The sequence below is a fragment of the Luteibacter sp. 9135 genome (genome assembly GCF_000745005.1).
GTDB lineage: Bacteria > Pseudomonadota > Gammaproteobacteria > Xanthomonadales > Rhodanobacteraceae > Luteibacter.
Genome location: NZ_JQNB01000001.1, coordinates 476612 through 494177, shown reverse-complemented (window position 1 = coordinate 494177; position 17566 = coordinate 476612). Strand labels below are relative to the sequence as shown.

General features: G+C 66.6%; 16 protein-coding genes. 10 read left to right on the top strand and 6 right to left on the bottom strand.

Features of this window, described 5'->3' with window-relative positions; genetic code table 11:
- The first annotated feature begins 107 nt into the window (after nt 1-107).
- From FA89_RS02195 to FA89_RS02160, 8 genes are all read left to right on the top strand, one after another.
- Nucleotides 108-1415 carry an MFS transporter gene (locus FA89_RS02195; RefSeq protein WP_036137766.1) on the top strand — a complete coding sequence of 436 codons (1308 nt, stop codon included), beginning with the start codon at nt 108-110 and terminating at the stop codon, nt 1413-1415.
- 187 nt (nt 1416-1602) lie between these two features.
- Entirely contained in the window at nt 1603-2052 is a 450-nt protein-coding gene (locus tag FA89_RS02190; RefSeq protein WP_036137763.1) for an ATP-dependent zinc protease family protein, read from the top strand.
- Nucleotides 2049-2984, top strand: a complete 936-nt coding sequence (gene rimK / locus FA89_RS02185; RefSeq protein ID WP_051938467.1) for a 30S ribosomal protein S6--L-glutamate ligase — start codon at nt 2049-2051, stop codon at nt 2982-2984. The genes FA89_RS02190 and rimK overlap by 4 nt, the downstream gene beginning before the upstream one ends.
- Before the next feature lie 196 nt (nt 2985-3180).
- Nucleotides 3181-3867: a response regulator transcription factor gene (locus tag FA89_RS02180; RefSeq protein ID WP_036110317.1), complete on the top strand. Its 687-nt coding sequence runs from the start codon at nt 3181-3183 to the stop codon at nt 3865-3867.
- Nucleotides 3851-5134: a sensor histidine kinase gene (locus FA89_RS02175; protein ID WP_036137760.1), complete on the top strand. Its 1284-nt coding sequence runs from the start codon at nt 3851-3853 to the stop codon at nt 5132-5134. Before FA89_RS02180 ends, FA89_RS02175 begins: the two co-directional genes overlap by 17 nt.
- A gap of 160 nt (nt 5135-5294) precedes the next feature.
- Complete coding sequence (locus FA89_RS02170) at nt 5295-7607, top strand: TonB-dependent receptor (protein ID WP_051938997.1); 2313 nt, start codon at nt 5295-5297, stop codon at nt 7605-7607.
- A complete protein-coding gene (locus tag FA89_RS02165; protein ID WP_036137757.1) occupies nt 7607-9106 on the top strand; it encodes an esterase-like activity of phytase family protein in 1500 nt (499 codons plus the stop codon). Before FA89_RS02170 ends, FA89_RS02165 begins: the two co-directional genes overlap by 1 nt.
- An 11-nt stretch (nt 9107-9117) precedes the next feature.
- Complete coding sequence (locus FA89_RS02160) at nt 9118-9993, top strand: hypothetical protein (protein ID WP_036137755.1); 876 nt, start codon at nt 9118-9120, stop codon at nt 9991-9993.
- Nucleotide 9994: 1 nt separating this feature from the next.
- On the opposite strand, the gene FA89_RS19490 is transcribed toward FA89_RS02160, so the two are convergent.
- From FA89_RS19490 to FA89_RS02145, 3 genes are all read right to left on the bottom strand, one after another.
- A complete protein-coding gene (locus FA89_RS19490; protein ID WP_081916311.1) occupies nt 9995-10798 on the bottom strand; it encodes a DUF2846 domain-containing protein in 804 nt (267 codons plus the stop codon).
- A 64-nt stretch (nt 10799-10862) separates the two neighbouring features.
- A complete protein-coding gene (locus FA89_RS02150) occupies nt 10863-11780 on the bottom strand; it encodes a branched-chain amino acid transaminase (protein ID WP_036137753.1) in 918 nt (305 codons plus the stop codon).
- Between the two features lie 65 nt (nt 11781-11845).
- On the bottom strand, nt 11846-12376 hold the full coding sequence (locus FA89_RS02145; protein WP_185754198.1) for a DUF4124 domain-containing protein: 531 nt from the start codon (nt 12374-12376) through the stop codon (nt 11846-11848).
- Nucleotides 12377-12510: 134 nt separating this feature from the next.
- On the opposite strand from FA89_RS02145, the gene FA89_RS02140 reads away from it, so the two are divergent.
- A complete protein-coding gene (locus tag FA89_RS02140; protein WP_185754197.1) occupies nt 12511-13299 on the top strand; it encodes a glycosyltransferase family 2 protein in 789 nt (262 codons plus the stop codon).
- Between the two features lie 3 nt (nt 13300-13302).
- Here FA89_RS02140 and FA89_RS02135 read toward each other — a convergent pair whose 3' ends face one another.
- Nucleotides 13303-14340, bottom strand: a complete 1038-nt coding sequence (locus FA89_RS02135) for a CDP-glycerol glycerophosphotransferase family protein (RefSeq protein WP_036137750.1) — start codon at nt 14338-14340, stop codon at nt 13303-13305.
- A gap of 52 nt (nt 14341-14392) precedes the next feature.
- Nucleotides 14393-15214 (bottom strand): methylenetetrahydrofolate reductase [NAD(P)H], encoded by an 822-nt coding sequence (gene metF / locus FA89_RS02130; RefSeq protein ID WP_036137748.1) that lies wholly within the window; start codon nt 15212-15214, stop codon nt 14393-14395.
- Nucleotides 15215-15356: 142 nt separating this feature from the next.
- Between metF and FA89_RS02125 the strand changes: the two genes are divergently transcribed.
- Complete coding sequence (locus FA89_RS02125) at nt 15357-15869, top strand: DUF4232 domain-containing protein (RefSeq protein ID WP_051938465.1); 513 nt, start codon at nt 15357-15359, stop codon at nt 15867-15869.
- Nucleotides 15870-16120: 251 nt separating this feature from the next.
- On the opposite strand, the gene ahcY is transcribed toward FA89_RS02125, so the two are convergent.
- Nucleotides 16121-17551, bottom strand: coding sequence for an adenosylhomocysteinase (ahcY, locus tag FA89_RS02120; RefSeq protein WP_036137744.1), 1431 nt, complete (start codon nt 17549-17551; stop codon nt 16121-16123).
- Between the last annotated feature and the right edge of the window lie 15 nt (nt 17552-17566).

The following is a 17566-nucleotide window of genomic DNA, read 5'->3' as shown; positions in this document are numbered from 1 at the left end:
CATTCTAGACATGGCAGCTATATTGGGCGCAAGGCGTCTGGACGTCCGTCTTCTGCGACTTTCGTCGCAGCGTTACTCGTTTCCCCCGTATCCGGCGAATACTGCTCATGAGTGCAACCCTTCCCGATGACACCGTCGACGCGCGCCCCCTGGATCGCCGCGATGCGAAGACACTGGTGCTTTCCGCGCTCGGCGGCGCGCTGGAGTTCTACGACTTCGTGATCTTCGTGTACTTCGCGAAGACCCTCGGCCACCTGTTCTTTCCGCCGGGTGGCTCTGACTGGCTGGCGCAGCTTCAGGCCTTCAGCCTGTTCGCCGTGGCCTACCTTGCCCGCCCGCTGGGCGGCATCGTCATGGCGCACTTCGGCGATCGCGTCGGGCGCAAGCGCATGTTCACGCTCAGCGTGTTCCTGATGGCGGTGCCGACACTGTTGATCGGTGTACTGCCCACCTACGCCAGCATCGGCCTGTTCGCGCCGGTGCTGCTGACCTTGCTGCGCGTGGTGCAGGGCGTGGCCATCGGCGGCGAAGTACCCGGTGCCTGGGTTTTCGTGTCGGAGCACGTGCCTTCGCGTCGCAAGGGCCTCGCCGTGGCCAGCCTCTCCGCGGGACTCACCTTCGGCATCCTGCTGGGCTCGCTGCTGGCCGCCTACCTCAACGCGCACATGTCGCCCGAGGCGCTCATGGACCATGGCTGGCGCATCGCCTTCATCCTGGGCGGGGTGTTCGGTTTCATCGCGGTCTACTTGCGGCGCTGGCTCAGCGAGACGCCGGTGTTCGCGCGCATGCGCGAGCGTCGGCAGCTGTCCGAGGAACTGCCGGCGTGGGTCGTGGTGCGCGACCATCTGCCGGGCGTGCTGCTGTCGATGGCCGTCACCTGGGTACTCACGGCAGCCATCGTGGTGGTCATCCTGATGACGCCCACGCTGATGCAGACGGCGTTCCACGTCGATGCCGTGCGGGCGTTCACCGGCGGCAGCATCGGCGCGTTCACCCTTTGCCTGGGGTGTGTCGGTGGGGGCTTGCTGGTGGACTGGCTGGGCCGCGGTCGCGCCATGCTCATCGCATCGGTGGGCCTCATGCTAAGCACCTACGCGCTGTATTTCGACCTGCAGGCCGGTGGCGCCCACCTGTATCCGTTGTATGCGCTGGCCGGGGCTTTCGCCGGGGTGGCGGGCGTCGTGCCCGCCGTGCTGGTCGCGGCGTTTCCCGCCCCGATCCGTTTCTCGGGCATTTCCGTGTCCTACAACGTGGCCTATGCGATCGCGGGAGCGGTAACGCCCCTGGTCGTGGGCTACCTGGCCAGGGCGGCCGGCGGCATCGGCCCGGCGCACTATGTTGCGCTGGTGTCGTTGGTCGGGGTCGCCGCATCCGTCTACATGATCGTGGACAAGCGCCACGCCGTGTCGTCCTGACGCCAACGCAGCGCGGGGCTTCACATCGATTTCATGCGGGGGACGGGGTGGCGCGGTGCCATCGGCGTCACCCCGGTTGCGCGCCGGTCCGGGCTTGGGCATGCTTTCCTCATCGTGCGCCGTCCCGGGTGACGGCCACGACGGTTTCCCACATTCCCTTTCGTCCCCCACACGTCGCACCAGACCCATGACTGATGTCATCACCCTTGGCTGGCGCGAACGGCTCGCACTTCCGTCGCTCGGCGTCACCGTCCTCAAGGCGAAGCTCGATACGGGCGCGCGCACCTCGTCGCTGCACGTCGAGTGGCTGGAGGTGGACGAGCGCGCCGATGGCGCATGGTTGCGTTTCCAGGCGCGGACCACCCGCAAAGGCGGCTTGTCCGAGCCTTGCGAGGCGAAGGCCACCGGCCGGCGCAACGTCACCGATTCGGGTGGCCACCGCACCACGCGCTGGTTCATCGAAACCGAGATCGAGCTCGCCGGCCGGCGTTTCACCGCCGAGGTGAACCTGACCGACCGCCGCCACATGCTTTTCCCCCTGTTGCTCGGCCGGACGGCGCTCTACGGGCGTTTCCTGGTCGATCCCGCGCTTTCCTATTCGCAGACGCCGCGCCGCGTCGTCCGGGACCATCCATGAAGCTGACCATCCTGTCGCGCAACGCGCGGCTGTATTCCACGCAGCGGCTTGTCGAGGCGGCGCGCAAGCGGCGCCACACCGTGCGTGTGATCGACCCCCTGCGTTGCTACATGAGCATCTCGCCGGGGTCGTTCGCCATCCATTTCAAGGGCAAGTCGCTGGGCCCGGTGGACTGCGTCATTCCCCGGATCGGCGCCTCCAGCACGTTCTACGGCACTGCGGTGCTGCGCCAGCTGGAGCAGATGGGCGTCTACACGCCCAACCCCTCGGACGCGGTGTTGCGCGCCCGCGACAAGCTGCGTTGCCTGCAACTGCTGGCGTCCCGTGGCATCGACATGCCGCTGACCGCCTTCGGCGATAACCCGGACGACACCTCCGACCTGCTGGCTATGCTCGGCGACCCGCCGCACATCATCAAGCTCAACGAGGGCACCCAGGGGGCGGGCGTGGTGCTGGCGGAGAAGAAATCGGCCTCGCAGAGCGTGATCGAGGCGTTCCGCGGGTTGTATGCCAACTTCCTCGTCCAGGAGTTCATCCGTGAGGCCAACGGCAGTGACCTTCGCTGTTTCGTGGTCGGCAACGAGGTGGTCGCGTCCATGCAGCGCTCGTCCGCGCCGGGCGAGTTCCGGGCCAACCTGCACCGTGGCGGCAGCGCCGCCCAGGTGGAACTGTCCGACGACGAGCGACGGGTGGCGATCGAGGCCGCGTCGGCGCTGGGCCTGGAGGTGGCGGGCGTCGACCTGCTGCGATCCTCGCGCGGTCCGCTGCTGCTGGAGGTCAATGCGTCGCCGGGGCTGGAGGGTATCGAGGGAAGCACCGGCGTGGACGTGGCCGGCGCCATCATCGCGCATTGCGAAGAACGCCTGGCTGCCCGGCCGGCCGTGCCGAAGGCACGCAAGCCCAAGGCGCCCAAGGGGTTAACAGCGATTTAAACGCCGCTGACCTATAAAGGTTCCACTGTGATTCCGCGGGGCGGAATGACGGTATCGGGGCAGTAGTTCTTTCGGCCCGGGCGGTCCTTCCGCCCGGGCCTCTCTTTTAGTGCTGTCCGCTTCACGGGTTCCCCGTTAAGCTTGCTGTCGCAATACTTGCAAGATTCACAAGAGCGACCGCCCAACGGAGTGCCGCATGCGCGTCCTGGTCATTGAAGACAACACCGACATCGCGACGAATATCGGGGATTACCTCGAGGATCGCGGCCATGTCGTCGATTTCGCCGGCGACGGCGTCACGGGCCTGCACCTTGCCGTGGTCCACGACTTCGACGTCATCGTGCTCGATCTCACTCTCCCGGGCATGGATGGCCTGGACGTCGCCAAGAAATTGCGCCACGAGGCGCATAAGCAGACGCCCGTGCTGATGCTGACCGCCCGTGACTCGCTGGAGCACAAGCTCACCGGCTTCGAGTCCGGCGCAGACGACTACATGACCAAGCCGTTCGCGCTGCAGGAACTTGCGGCCCGGCTGGAGGTGCTTGCGCGCCGGGGCAAGGGTCCGCAAAGCCGTGTCCTCAAGGTCGGCGGCCTCACCTACAACCTCGACACCCTCACGGTCAGCCGCGAGGGCAAGTCGATCCAGCTCAACCCGATCGGCCTCAAGCTGCTGCAGGCCCTGATGGAAGCCAGCCCGTCGGTGGTCACCCGGCAGGATCTGGAACAGCGCGTCTGGGGCGAGGAACTCCCCGATTCCGATTCCTTGCGCGTGCACATCCACGGCCTGCGCGCAGCGATCGACAAACCCTTCGAAAAACCGTTGATCCACACGCGTCACGGTATTGGCTATCGCATGGTCGATCCGGATGCGGTCCAGACGTAAGCTCCGTTTCCGCCTGATCGTCACGTTCGCGCTGTTCGGCTTCGGCCTCAGCGCGCTGTTCGCGTACGCGGCCGTCAACATCCGCACCCGCGTCGAAGAGCAGCTGATCAACTCGGCGTTGCAGGACGAGGTGGACTCGATCAACGCGAAGGTCCGCGCCAACCCGGCCGAGCGTCCGCCGTTCGACATCATCAAGGGCGCGACCTTCAGCGACCGCACGCTCTACAAGGCGCCGCTGAACTGGCAGTCGCTGGAGACGGGCGTGCACGACGTGTACGAGGATGGCAAGGACGGCAAGCCCCGGCATTACAAGGTGGCCGTGCGGCGCGAGGACGGCATCATCAGCTTCATCCAGTTCGACGTATCCCGCGACGAGCTGGGCAAACGTCAGCTGGTCACCAGCGTGGTCGCCGCGGTGTTCCTGTTCGGCCTGTTCTCGCTGGTGCTGGGCGTGTGGTTGTCGTCGCGCGTGCTTCGCCCGGTGACCGACCTGGCCCGCCGCCTGCGCGACTTCCGCCGGGTGGGCAAGGCCGAGGCACTGGCGCCGCACTTCGCCGACGACGAGGTGGGCGAGCTGGCCGTAGCGCTGGACGAATACGCCATGCGGCTGACCTCCGTCGTGGAGCGCGATCGCGAGTTCAACTCCGATGTCAGCCACGAACTGCGCACGCCGCTGGCGGTCATCGCCAGTACCACGGAATTGCTGCAGGGCTCACCGGACCTGACCGACAAGCTGCGTGAGCGGCTGAAACGCATCGAACGCGCGTCGCGCCAGGCCACCGAGCTGATCGAGGCCCTGCTGCTGCTGTCGCGCGCGGAACGCCGCGGCCCCACGCGCGGCGAGACCACCGACGTGGCCAAGGTGTCGGCGGACGTCATCGAGAGCCAGCGCCCCCAGATGGGCATGAAGCCCATCGAGATCGAGCTGATCGCGGACGGCAGCGTCACGGTCAATGCGCCGGCCTCCGTGCTCTCGGTGGCGCTCACCAACCTGATCGGCAATGCGATCAAGTACACGATGGAGGGCAAGGTCACCGTGCGCGTGCTCGACGGCCGCGTCGACGTGATCGATACCGGCCCCGGCATCAAGCCGGAAGATGCCGAAAAGCTGTTCCAGCGCGGCATCCGCGGTGAAAGCGCCACGGGCGGCGGTGCCGGCCTGGGCCTGGCGATCGTGCGTCGCCTGTGCGAACTGTACGACTGGGACGTGTCGCTTCGGCCGCGCCCCGACATGGCTGGCGCGATCTCGACCATCGACTTCCGCTGACGTAGCAACAATAGCTGTCACCAAGCTTTCATTTTACTGTCGCACCATCCGGGGCTTAACGGCGCGAGAAGGGCGGTCCTCAGGGGAGGCACATGCCGGCGCCCGAGCATGTAAGGACGCCCCCTTGTTCAAGTATTCCGCTTTGGCCGTTGCCCTGGGCATGGCCCTCGCCTCCGCCGCGTACGCCACGGATAACGACACCACACCGCCGCCTGCGACTACCGGAGCCACCGCCGGACGCGAGAAGGCCCAGGACCTGGACACGGTGTCCGTCATCGGCAGCGGCGAGACGCGCCAGGTGCAGCGCCTGCGGACCACCGACCAGAAGGCGTTGCCGCCGGGTACCAGCCTGCAGAAAGTGCTCAACACCTTGCCGGGCGTCAACGCGCAGTCCGCCGACGCGCTGGGTACCAACGAGCAGTCCATGACGCTGAGCCTGCGCGGCTTCAGCGGCACGCGCCTGGGCTATACCCTCGACGGCATGCCGTTGGGTGACAGCGCGTACAACAACTACAACGGCCTGTCGATCAACCGCGCGCTGATCTCCGAGAACTTCGCTGGCGCGGAGCTTTCCGAAGGCATCGGCAACCTCGGTACGCCTTCCACCAGCAACCTGGGTGGCACGATCGCCTACAGCTCCAACGATCCGGCCAAGACGATGGGTGGCCGCGTGGCCCAGACCTTCGGCAGCGACGCCAACCGTCGCACCTTTGCACGCTTCGATACCGGCGAGCACGACGGTTTCTCGATGTACCTGTCGGGCGCGCGCACTACGTCGGACCTGTGGAACCACCAGAGCGTGTACAACGGCTCCACCACCAAGCAGTTCAACGGCAAGGCGGTGTGGGACTTCGACTGGGCGCGTTTCACCGCTTTCGCCGACACCTCGCGTACCTCGCAGGCGGATTATTTCTACCTCTCCAAGAGCGAGCTGGCGCGCGGGCTGGGTTACGACTGGGGTGGCTACGCCCCCAACTGGCAGCGGGCCATCGGCAAGGCGTACTGCAATGCCGGCACCCTGAATGCGCGACGCTGCGACCGCAGCGGCGCGGACACGGATGCGGACGGTGCCTTCACCGCGGGGCAGATCCTGCGTGACGACAACCTGTACTACCTCGCGGGCGATTTCTTCCCCAGCGACACGGTGACCCTGCACGCCCAGGTCTACCATCACGAGGACGCAGGCGAAGGCCACAACTGGAACAGCGGTACCTACTCGTATCCGGGTACGCCGCAGCAGTTGCCGATCATTTTCCGCAACACGCTCTACACGATCAACCGCTCGGGTGCGATCCTCTCGGCCGCGTGGGACTTCGCCAACCATCATCTCGAAGGCGGCGTCTGGTACGAGCACAACATTTCCAGTGCCTCGCGCTACAGCAGCTATGTCACCGGTCCGCGCGACCTCAGCGGTAGGATCGACACCCAGCCCAACCTGGGCGTGTTCGACCAGCGCACCGTGTGGAACACGCGGCAGGCCTTCCTGCAGGACACCATGCGTTTCCTCGACGAGGCGCTGACGGTCGACGTGGGCGCGAAGAGCCCGCATGTCACTTCCGACGCGCAAGCGCTGCCGGGCGTGGCCAGGACACCGATCAGCCCGACCTCCAACAACCAGTTCGCCACCGGCAAGCTGAGTGCGAGCAAGGCCTTGCTGCCGCAGTTCGGTGCGCGCTACAAGCTGGCCGAGGGCCAGGAAGTGTTCGCCAGCTTCGCCAAGAACATCGCCATGTTCCAGGGTGGTTTCAAGCTCGGTCCGCAGGCGGTCAGTCAGTCGATCTGGAACAGCCAGGGCGACCTGAAGCCGGAGAAGTCGCGCAGCCTCGAGGCCGGCTACCGTCTGGAGCGCGACGGCTTTGCCGCATCGCTGGCGGCCTACGACGTGCGCTTCGACAATCGCCTGCTGCAGTACAACCCGTGCGATTCGCGCCAGCCGGTCGGCGCCAATTGCGGCAACCGCTTCTACAACGTGGGCGGCGTGAACAGCCGTGGCGTGGAAGCCACCTTCGTGTGGCAGCCGACCGATCACCTGCGCTGGTACAACTCCGCGTCGTACAACCGCTCCACCTATGCCGGTGACTATACGCAGGCCGGCGTGGTGCAGCACACCCGCGGCAAGACGCAGACGGACACGCCGGGGCGGCTGCTGGCCACGCAACTCGACTGGAACCAGGGCCCCTGGTTCGCCTCGCTGCGCGGCAAGTACACCGGTGAGCGCTTCTACACGTACACCAACGATCAGGGCTTCGGCGGCTTCACCACCTGGGACATGTCGGCGGGTTACGACTTCGGTGCGTTTTCCGTGGCCAGAGACGTGCGCCTGACGCTCAACGTGACCAACCTCACCAACAAGCGTTACGCCAGCAACCTGGATTCGAGCGCCTTCGTGCCGAGCGACCCGAACGGTACCGCCTATGTCTTCCACGCGTCGGCACCGCGCCAGCTGTTCGCCACGCTGGACGTGCGGTTCTGATGCGTCGGCTCATCGCGGGCCTGGTCGCCAGCTTGGCGCTCGGCGGCCTGTCGGCACAGACCCTCGAGCTGCGCGTGCCCGACCTCGCGGCGATGCCGCTGCCGCGCAGCGTCGACATGGGCGGTATCACCTATGTCGACCACGGCCTGGTGGCCGCGGGCTCGCTGCCTGCGGGCACGGTCGATTTCCTCGGCGACACGCTGGGCTCGTTCTCGTCGCTGGCGATCCAGCCGGGCACCTGGAAACGGGACGGTGATACGTACACCGGCGTGTTGTGGACCCTGCCGGATCGCGGGCGCAACGACCCCGAGCACCAGCTTTTCTTTGATTACCGGGGGCGCCTGCACCGCTTCAGGCTCACCCTGCGCCTGGGCGACACGCCGCAACTGACCTTGCTGCCAGACCGCGGCCGGGAACTGCGCGACTTCGACGGCCGGCCCTTCACCGGCGCCGAGCCGGGGCAGGGGGTTCGCAGCGAGCATGGCGTCGTGTTGCCGTCGCCGGCGAAGGGCACGGGTGCCGGCAAGGTCTCGCTCGACGCCGAGTCGTTGCAGTTCACGCCCGATGGCGGTTTCTACGTCGGTGACGAATACGCGGCCAACGTGTATCGCTTCGACCCGCGTGGCCGACTCACTGGCATCGTGGTGCCGCCGCTCGCGGTGCGCCCGCGGGATGCCGCCGGCCGCCCGGACTTCACCTCGCTGCGTCCGCCGGCCACGGGCCGGCGCAACAACCAGGGCGTGGAAGGCATGGCGCTGTCGCCCGACGGCACGCGCCTGTTCGTGGTGCTGCAAAGTGCCCTGGTGCAGGACAGCGCGTCCGGCGACGCGTCCGGCCGCACGCTCGCGCGCGTCGTCGTCTATGACACGAGCCGCACCACGGTGCCGTCGACTCCCATCGCGCACTACGTGGTGCGCCTGCCGTCCTATACCGATCGGGGTGACGGCGGCAGCCCGAACCGCACCGCGGCGCAGAGCGAGATCCGCGCGCTCGACGATCATCGTTTTCTCATGCTGGCTCGCGACGGTAGCGGCTACGGCGCCGGGGGCAAGCGGCCCATCGTCTTCAAGAGCGTCCTGCTGGTGGATACCGACGGCGCCACCAACCTCGCAGGTACGTCGTACGAAACCGGCAGCACGCCCGTCATCGATGCACGCGGCGTATTGCGTACGGACATCCATACGGCCACCACCCTGCCGTTCGTGAACCTGCTGGACCCGGCCAACCTGGCCCGTTTCGGCCTCGGTGTGCAAGCGGACGAGGCGGGTAAGGCACAGCTGTCGGAGAAATGGGAGGCAATGGACCTGGTGCCCGCACTCGATCCCGCGCATCCCGACGACTGGTTCCTGCTGGTCGGCAATGACAACGACTTCATCGCGCGGCACTGTGTCATGGACGGCCAGCGCTGCGATTCGGACATCGACAACGACAACCGCATCCTCGTGTACCGGCTGAGCTTGCCGGGCATGCGTTCCGCCACCGCTCCCCACCACCGATAAGGGTTACGCGCATGATGAAACGTACGGTTCTCTCGCTGCTTTCAGCGAGCCTCCTGCTGGGCTCGTTCGCCAGCCACGCCAATAGCCCGGCCTACGTCGACAGCAAGGAATACAAAGTGCTGCTGGATGCGTCGCGCTTTGCCAGCAACCCGTCCAGCGCGGCCGGCACGCTGCTGCAGAACCTGTCCACGCGCCTGAGCGCGCTGGGCTTCGACAAGACGGTCGGCGGCGGCTTCACTGCGGGCAACCGTGACACGCTGGCCTATTACGACACGGCGCACAGCTGCGCGCTGATGAAGGCGGGTTACTCGGTGCGCACGCGCGCCGGCGACGACCTGGACATCCAGTTCAAGTTCCGCCACCCGGACGAGGAACTGTCCTACGCCACGGACGTGTCCGGCGCGGGCAAGAACAAGAAGACCAAGCTGGAAACGGACGTCACGCCCGGCGGCCTCGTGCTGGCGCATTCGACCAAGCAGGATGCGACGACCACGCCCGGCACGGTGGCGGACCTGATCAAGCAGTTCCCCGGCGCTTCCGCGTTGTCGTCGCTGTCGTCGTCAACGCTGTCGAAGGTGGCCGGCGTCACCGTGACGCAGCAGGAATACGATGGCCCGACCGCCGACCTGGGCCAGTCCGTGGCCGAGTTCACGCTGACGCTGTGGTACGTGGACGGTGCAACCACGCCGGCACTGGCCGAGTTGTCGTTCCGCGTGGACGCGGATGCGGACAAGTACTTCACCACGCCGGTGCTGCAGCGCTCGCAGGTGCTGAATACGGCAATGGGCTCGATCGGCAACGGCTGGAACATCGCCAACGACGGCGGCAAGACGAGCTGGCTGTACGCCTATCGCTCGTCGTCGTTCCCGAACGGTTTCTGTAACTGATTCACCCCTGAGGGGGGCCTTCGTGGCAGCTGGTGGCGTTGCACAGGATCTCGATCGGTGCACCGCCACTGTCGCAACGGCTGAAGAAGTGGGCGTTGTCCCCGTCCACGCTGCGCACGCGCAGCATCCGCTCGCACTGGTGGGCGGATGCCACGTCCTGCGCCGCTTCGAACATCGGCTTGCCGATGCGGTTGTCCAGGGCGGCCAGGCCGTACTCGGCCTTCACTGGCGCGGCCATCGACGCCGATGAGGGCACCGCCCCGCGCTGCGGTGCGGTCACGCGGGCTGCGACAGCGTCGGCATGGGCCGGTGCAACACTGGCCGGGGCGACCATGGCGTCGTTGGGGGCCCGTAGCGCCGGCGCTTCAGTCACGAGCAGCTTGCTCTCGCGCACGCCTTTCTGGCCCTTGGTTTCGTCTACACGGTGCAGCAGCGAGCTGGCTGCCCACATGCCGACCTTCACCTCCTGCCAGACGTAGTACACCTGGCCCGCGGTGGTGGCCAGGGAGAGGGTGGAGTCCGTTTCGCCCTTGGACGTAATGATGTGGTTGCCGCCGAGAACGGCAACTTCAAGGAAGCTGTTGGGACCGGTGTCGCCCACGGCGATGCCATCGACGAGTACCGGAAGCTTGATCGCGGTGCCGAGGATCTCGTTGCGGTAGATGTAGACCACGGCCTTGTCCGGCACCGGTGCGAAACGCTTCGCCCGCGCGTCGGCGTCCTGGCCGGCCTTGTGCACGCTGGCGCAACCGCTGACGGCGCACGCGGCGGCTATCGCCCAGACGGCGACCTGTTGGACCTTCATGTGTTTTCCCCCTGTGGAATGCGGAACATCGCGCGCAGGGCACACCCCTGCGCGCGATGTTTTATCACAACGGTTCGAGCCAGCCCCAGCGGTCGGTCGTCTTGCCACTGAACAGGCCGAAGAACAGTTCCTGCAGGCGGCGCGTGATCGGGCCGGCCTTGCCGGTGCCGATCTGCTTGCCGTCGACCGAGCGGATGGGCGTGACTTCCGCCGCCGTGCCGCACATCAGGATCTCGTCGGCCAGGTAGAGGTACTCGCGCGGCAGGTCGCGCTCGATCACCTCGAGGCCTTCCTCGCGGGCGAGCGTCATCAGCGTGTGCCGCGTGATGCCGGTGAGGATCGATGCACTGGCCGGAGGGGTGTGCAGTGCGCCGTCGAAGACCAGGAACAGGTTCTCGCCGGCGCCTTCGCTCAGCAGGCCCGTGGAGGCCAGTGCGATGCCCTCGCCGAAGCCGAGGCGGCGCGCTTCCCGGGCGATCAGCTGGCCGGACAGGTAGTTGCCGCCCGCCTTGGCACCGGCCGGGATGGTGTTGGGCGCGAACCGCTGCCAGCTGGAGACGCAGGCTTCGATGCCGTTCTCCAGCGCCTCGGGCCCGAGGTAGGGACCCATGGGCCAGGTGGCGACGGCCACGTCGGTCGGGCAGTCGGCGGAGAGGCCGAAACCGCCCAGGCCGCGGAACGCGACCGGGCGCAGGTAGGCCGCCTGCAGGTCGTTCTTCTTGACTACCTCACGGCACGCGGCCGCAAGCTCCTCGATCGAATACGGAATCTCGATGTCGTAGATCTTCGCGGACAGGTACAAGCGCTTGAGGTGGTCGGTGAGGCGGAAGATCGCCGCGCCGTCCGGCGTCTTGTAGCTTCGGATGCCTTCGAAGACCGACGAGCCGTAATGCAGCGCGTGGGCCATGACGTGGACGGTGGCATCGCGCCAGGGCTTGATCTGCCCGTTCTGCCAGATCCATTCGGGGTAATTCTGCGACATGTGAGCGCTCCGGAGGGGACCGCCCATGATAACGGGTGCCAGCCGGCGGCACATGGCGCGTTGCGTCAGGGCGAGGCGGACGGCTGGGGGCGAGGACGCAGCCACAGGCAACCCGAGTCGCGGACCACGTCGAAATGCGTGCGGCGCGTGGCAAGGCCGCCCCCAGGTACGGAGGTCGCCACGTCGATGCCTGCCGCCTCGTCGCCATCCAGCGACACCAGCGGTTGGCGGATGAGTGCCTCGATGCCGCGGATGCCCTCGGCGGCGCTCTGGCCCGACGCGTTCCACAGCACCAGGCCACCGATACGATTGGCGCTTTTCAGGGCGAAGGCCTGGGCGATGCTTCCGCGCAGGTCGGCCAGGCTCTTGGCGCAGAGCAGCCCCACCGAGGCGCCATCGGCGACGGCGCCACCTGGCCGGGCCGACGTAGCCGTGGGCGGCAGGACCGGAGTGGCGCCGATGGTCGCGCAGGGCTGGTCAGTGAACGCCGGGCGCCCGTCCGTCCCCACGCAACGATGAATGGCCGTCTGCGCGGCGGCAGGCACGGCGATCGCGAGCAGGGTGCACAGTACGGGAGGGATGAGGTGGCGATTCACGGCGAGCACGCGACGATGGGCAGGTCATGATCACCGGCGTTGCCTCCACGGACAGTGATGACTCACTCGGCGGGTGGACGGACCGGTGCGGTCGCTCTGGTAAAGTGCCGCATCCCCCGCAGCGGCCCACCGCCATGGCCCCGAATCCCGCCGACACGTCGCGTTTGCCGATTTCCTTGTGCGTCATCGCGCAGAACGAAGCCGATCGTATCGTCGCCTGCCTCGCCTCCGCCGATTTCTGCGACGACATGGTCGTCGTGGATGGCGGCTCGCTGGACGCGACCGTCGCGCTGGCCGAAGCGGCGTGCGCGCGCGTGATCCATCGCCCGTTCGATGGCTTCCGTACGCAGAAGGATTTTGCCGTCGCCGCCGCGCGCAACGACTGGGTGCTTTGCCTGGACGCGGACGAATGGGTGGACCCCAGCCTGCGCGCGGCGATCCTGGCCCGCTTCGCCAGGGGCACCGGCGACACCGCCGCGTTCCGCATCGTCCGGCGCAACCGCTTCCTCGGCAAGGTGATGAAGCACGGCAACGCGGGCTCCGATCGTGTCGTGCGCCTGTTCGACCGGCGCACCGCGGGCTGGCACGGTGCCCGTGAGATCCACGAGTCCGTCGTGGTCAAAGGCCGCACGGAGGCTATCGACGGCTGGCTCGACCACGATCCCTACCGGTCGTTGTCGGCCATGCTGGCCAAGCAGGAGCGTTACGCGCACCTCATGGCCGAAGAGGCCTTCGCCAAGCGCAAGCGCACGGGCCTGGCGCAGATCGTGCTCAGCCCCGCGTTCCGTTTCCTCAAGGGCTATGTCTTCCGTGGCGGCTTCCTCGACGGCTGGCGCGGGCTGATCTATGCCCTGCTGCGCGTGGAATACGTCCGCCGCAAGTACGTGAAGCAATACCTGCTGCAGAAGGGTTTCAAGCCCTGAGGGTCATCGGTCGAACAGGGCTGCGCGATCACGCCATGCCTTGTAGCGACGCACGGGATTGAGCGGTTTGCGCCCGCGCCGCGCCGCGCCGGCAGCGAGCATGGCGTCGGTCGCATCGAGCACGCGCTCGCTCGAACGCCCGTCGCGGTAGGGGTGGATGTCGTCGCCGTGGACCTTGAGCGCCGCCATCAACGCTGCCGGGTGCGACAACGCCACGTCGATGGCTGCATCCACTTCGGCCGGCGTCGCCACGTCCAGCATGAACGGCTCGGGCCGCCGGTTCGCCACGGTGACCACCGGTTTGTCCTGCACCGCGAATTCGTGGATCACCGACGAGGTGTCGCAGACCAGCACGTCGGCGGCGCGTTCCATGTCGATCAGGCGCTCGGCATCCAGGTAACGCGCATTGGGCGCCTCCAACGCGCGATAGGCCTGGATGAGCTCCGGTTCGGATTTCGGGTGCAACGTCAGCAGCCATTGGCGGTCGCCACGGGCGATGAGCGAACGCAACGTCTCTTGCATCGCCGGTGCGCAACTGAGGCGATGACTGAAGGTGGAGGCGAACATCACCACCGGTCGACCATCGCGTGTGATCAGTGGGCTGGGCTCGGGGCGGAACAAGGGATCGAGCTTGGGCCAGCCCGTCTCGACCACGGCAAAGTGGCCGTGCTGCGCCGCCAGTGCCTGGAAGGGCAGCGTCGTCGCCGGCCCCTGTGTCGTATACAGATCGAAGAAGCCGCGGATGGCGAAGTGGCCACGGTCCGGCTCCCGCTTGTTCGCGTTGAAGCCGTGGAACACCTGCACCTTGAGCCCCGGGATGCCGGGTGGCGCCCAGTTCGCGGCGCAGAACGTCGCATCCGGCGCGAAGGCGCGTGCTTCGGACAGCTGGCGCAGGCGCACTTCGTCGTTGCGCAGCCGCGCCGCCACGGCATCGGTCGTCAGCCAGCGCACCGCGACACCCCGCGACATGGCGGCCGCCGCCAGCGGTCGCAGGATCGGCAGCGCATAGGCTTCGGTGGCGAACATGACGCAGGCGCGCATGCTGGGATTCCTGGAGGGCGGTGAACGGGCCGCAGTATAGAAGACGACGCCTCTATAACCGATCCAGCACCGCCGTCGTCGCGCGTGCACGGTTGATTGTGTAGAAGTGCAGGCCCGGTGCGCCGCCATCGATCAGCCGGCGGCACAGTTCGGCCACCACGTCCGCCGCCAGTTCACGTACCGCTGCCGCGTCGTCGCCATGGGCCTGCATGCGCTTGACGATCCACCGCGGAATCTCCGCGCCGCACTGCTCCGAAAAACGGCGCAGCTGGCTGAAATTGGCGATTGGCATGATGCCGGGCACGATGGGGATGCTCACGCCAAGCCGGGTCACGTCCTCTACGAAGCGAAAGTACGCGTCGGCATTGAAGAAATACTGCGTGATTGCGCCATCCGCGCCCGCGTCCACCTTGTCCCGGAAATGGCGCAGGTCGGCCAGCGCGTTCTCCGCCTGCGGATGCGTCTCGGGATAGGCCGCCACCTCGATGTGGAAGTGATCGCCGCTGTGCTCGCGGATGAAGCCGACCAGCTCCGCCGCGTAGCGGAAGTCGCCCGGCGTGGCCATGCCCGAGGGGAGGTCGCCGCGGAGGGCGACGATGCGCCGGCATCCCGAGGCCTTGTACGTGTCGAGCAGTTCGCCGATCTCGGCCCGCGTACCGCCCATGCATGACAGGTGCGGGGCTACCGACAGCCCGTGTTCCTGGCGCAGCTGTTTCACGGTCTTATCCGTGTAGCTGAGGGTCGAACCACCGGCACCGAAGGTCACCGAGACGTAGTCCGGCTCGCTCTTCTTCAGTCGGCTCACCGCGGCATCGAGCTGGACGCGCTGCTCTTCGGTCTTGGGCGGGAAGAATTCGAAGCTGATCGCAGGCATGGTCGGCATCCAGGAGGGTCGCCGTCATTGTATATATCTTTATATCTCGATGGAAAGATGCTTGTTAGGGAGGGTGCCTCCGCCCTGTTGCACGTCCGTTCAACCGGTAGCCTCTAGAAACGAGGCATCAAGGAGACCCGTCATGATCGCTTCCCTCGCACTCACTACGCTCATCGCTACCAAGGGACTCGCCGCCACCGGCGCTTCTGCCCCTCCACCCACCGCCTGCCACGCCGAAGACCTCGCCGTGCGCACTGACGCGGGCGACGGCGAATTCAACGGTATGTCACACGGCGGCGCGCGGCTGATCGTGCGCAACACAGGCCACACGCCTTGCCTGCTTCCCGGCCTGCCGACCGTCGTGTTCCTGGATGCCTCGGGCGCCGAGCAACCGACCCTACGTAACGAACCTCCCGGCATGCATCCCGGTCCCATCGTGTTGCCGGTGCGGGTTGCGCCAGGCGCAGAGGCGGTGACCACCCTGCGCTGGATAAGTGGTGAGGTTTACGATCGGAGCCGCTGCTTCACCTCGGCGCGTGTCCGCGTCCGTTTCGGCGCTACTGCCATGATCGAGGGGCCCATGCAGGCCCACGTTTGCACGCAGGGCGATGCGCCGGCCAAGGTCGAGCAACCGCCGATGACATCGAAGCCATAAAAAAGGTTCTTCGCGCGTTACCGGGGAGGAGGTGTCGGGCGGTCACCCTCTGCGCTCGAGCAGCGGCCGCTTGCGGCCGCTGCTCGAGCGCAGAGTGTGACCACCCAGCGCCTCATCGCCGCGCCATACGGGCGAACGATGGCTCTGGCTCTGGCTCTGGCTTCGGCTTCGGTACGGCCCCTGTCATGCGTGTAGAACCAAAAAAAAGGCGCCCGAAGGCGCCTTCCTTTTTCAACGATACGAACCGTCGATCAGTAGCGGTAATGATCCGGCTTATACGGGCCTTCCACCGGCACGCCGATGTAGTCGGCCTGGTCCTTGGTAAGGACCGTGAGCTTCACGCCGATCTGCGCGAGATGCAGGCGGGCCACTTCCTCGTCCAGCTTCTTCGACAGGCGGTACACCTTCTTCTCGTAGGTGTCCTTGTTCTTCCACAGGTCGATCTGCGCCAGCGTCTGGTTGGAGAAGCTGTTCGACATGACGAAGCTCGGGTGGCCGTGGGCGCAACCGAGATTGACCAGACGACCTTCGGCCAGCATGTAGATGCTGTTGCCCTTGGCGAAGGTGTAGCGATCCACCTGCGGCTTGATCGTCTCGCGGGTGACATCCTTCGCGCCGTTCAGGCGATCGATCTGGATCTCGTTGTCGAAGTGTCCGATGTTGCAGACCAGGGCGTTGTTCTTCATCGCCGCCATGTGCTCGAGCGTGATGATGTCCTTGTTGCCCGTGGTGGTGACGTAGATGTCGCCCAGGCCCAGGGTCTCTTCGATCGTGGTGACCTGGAAACCTTCCATCGCGGCCTGCAGGGCGTTGATCGGGTCGATCTCGGTCACGATCACGCGGGCGCCGAAGCCCTTGAGCGAATGGGCACAGCCCTTGCCCACGTCGCCGTAACCGCAGACCACGGCGACCTTGCCGGCCACCATGAGATCGGTGGCGCGCTTGATGCCGTCGGCCAGCGACTCGCGGCAACCGTAGAGGTTATCGAACTTGCTCTTGGTGACCGAATCGTTGACGTTGATCGCCGGGATCAGCAGCTTGCCGGCTTCAGCGAGCTGGTAGAGGCGATGCACGCCGGTGGTGGTTTCCTCGGAGACGCCCTTCCACTCGGCGGCCACCTTCTTGAACCAGCCCGGACGCGCGGCGGCCGTCTTCTTGACCAGGTCCTTGATGACCTGCTCCTCGTGGCTGCCGCTGGGGGTGTTGACCCAGTCGCTGCCGTCTTCCAGCTCCACGCCCTTGTGGATGAACAGGGTGGCGTCGCCACCGTCGTCCACGATCAGCTGCGGGCCCAGCTCACCCGGGTGGGTCAGCATGTCCAGCGTGCACTCCCAGTACTCCTCCAGCGACTCGCCCTTCCATGCGAACACCGGCAGGCTGTCGGCGGCGAGGGCCGCGGCGACGTCGTCCTGCGTGGAGAAGATGTTGCACGAGGCCCAGCGCACGGAGGCGCCCAGCTCGCGCAGGGTCTCGGCGAGCACGGCCGTTTCCTTGGTCACGTGCAGCGAGCCCGACAGGCGCACGCCCTTGAGCGGCTTTTCATTAGCGTAGCGGGCGCGGATCTGCATCAGGCCCGGCATTTCCTCTTCCGCCATGCGGATGCGGCGGCGGCCGAGGGCGGCCTGCGAGATATCGCGGACCTTGAAATCGTCGAAGGCTTGGTCTTTGGTAACGGCGTTCATCTGGCGTAGCTCCGG

What these genes read in the sequence shown, in the direction of transcription:
- FA89_RS02195 (WP_036137766.1), top strand. Translation starts at nt 108, where the DNA reads ATGAGTGCAACCCTTCCCGATGACACCGTCGACGCGCGCCCCCTGGAT.
- FA89_RS02190 (WP_036137763.1), top strand. Translation starts at nt 1,603, where the DNA reads ATGACTGATGTCATCACCCTTGGCTGGCGCGAACGGCTCGCACTTCCG.
- rimK (WP_051938467.1), top strand. Translation starts at nt 2,049, where the DNA reads ATGAAGCTGACCATCCTGTCGCGCAACGCGCGGCTGTATTCCACGCAG.
- FA89_RS02180 (WP_036110317.1), top strand. Translation starts at nt 3,181, where the DNA reads ATGCGCGTCCTGGTCATTGAAGACAACACCGACATCGCGACGAATATC.
- FA89_RS02175 (WP_036137760.1), top strand. Translation starts at nt 3,851, where the DNA reads ATGCGGTCCAGACGTAAGCTCCGTTTCCGCCTGATCGTCACGTTCGCG.
- FA89_RS02170 (WP_051938997.1), top strand. Translation starts at nt 5,295, where the DNA reads ATGGCCCTCGCCTCCGCCGCGTACGCCACGGATAACGACACCACACCG.
- FA89_RS02165 (WP_036137757.1), top strand. Translation starts at nt 7,607, where the DNA reads ATGCGTCGGCTCATCGCGGGCCTGGTCGCCAGCTTGGCGCTCGGCGGC.
- FA89_RS02160 (WP_036137755.1), top strand. Translation starts at nt 9,118, where the DNA reads ATGATGAAACGTACGGTTCTCTCGCTGCTTTCAGCGAGCCTCCTGCTG.
- FA89_RS19490 (WP_081916311.1), bottom strand. Translation starts at nt 10,798, where the DNA reads ATGAAGGTCCAACAGGTCGCCGTCTGGGCGATAGCCGCCGCGTGCGCC.
- FA89_RS02150 (WP_036137753.1), bottom strand. Translation starts at nt 11,780, where the DNA reads ATGTCGCAGAATTACCCCGAATGGATCTGGCAGAACGGGCAGATCAAG.
- FA89_RS02140 (WP_185754197.1), top strand. Translation starts at nt 12,511, where the DNA reads ATGGCCCCGAATCCCGCCGACACGTCGCGTTTGCCGATTTCCTTGTGC.
- FA89_RS02135 (WP_036137750.1), bottom strand. Translation starts at nt 14,340, where the DNA reads ATGCGCGCCTGCGTCATGTTCGCCACCGAAGCCTATGCGCTGCCGATC.
- metF (WP_036137748.1), bottom strand. Translation starts at nt 15,214, where the DNA reads ATGCCTGCGATCAGCTTCGAATTCTTCCCGCCCAAGACCGAAGAGCAG.
- FA89_RS02125 (WP_051938465.1), top strand. Translation starts at nt 15,357, where the DNA reads ATGATCGCTTCCCTCGCACTCACTACGCTCATCGCTACCAAGGGACTC.
- ahcY (WP_036137744.1), bottom strand. Translation starts at nt 17,551, where the DNA reads ATGAACGCCGTTACCAAAGACCAAGCCTTCGACGATTTCAAGGTCCGC.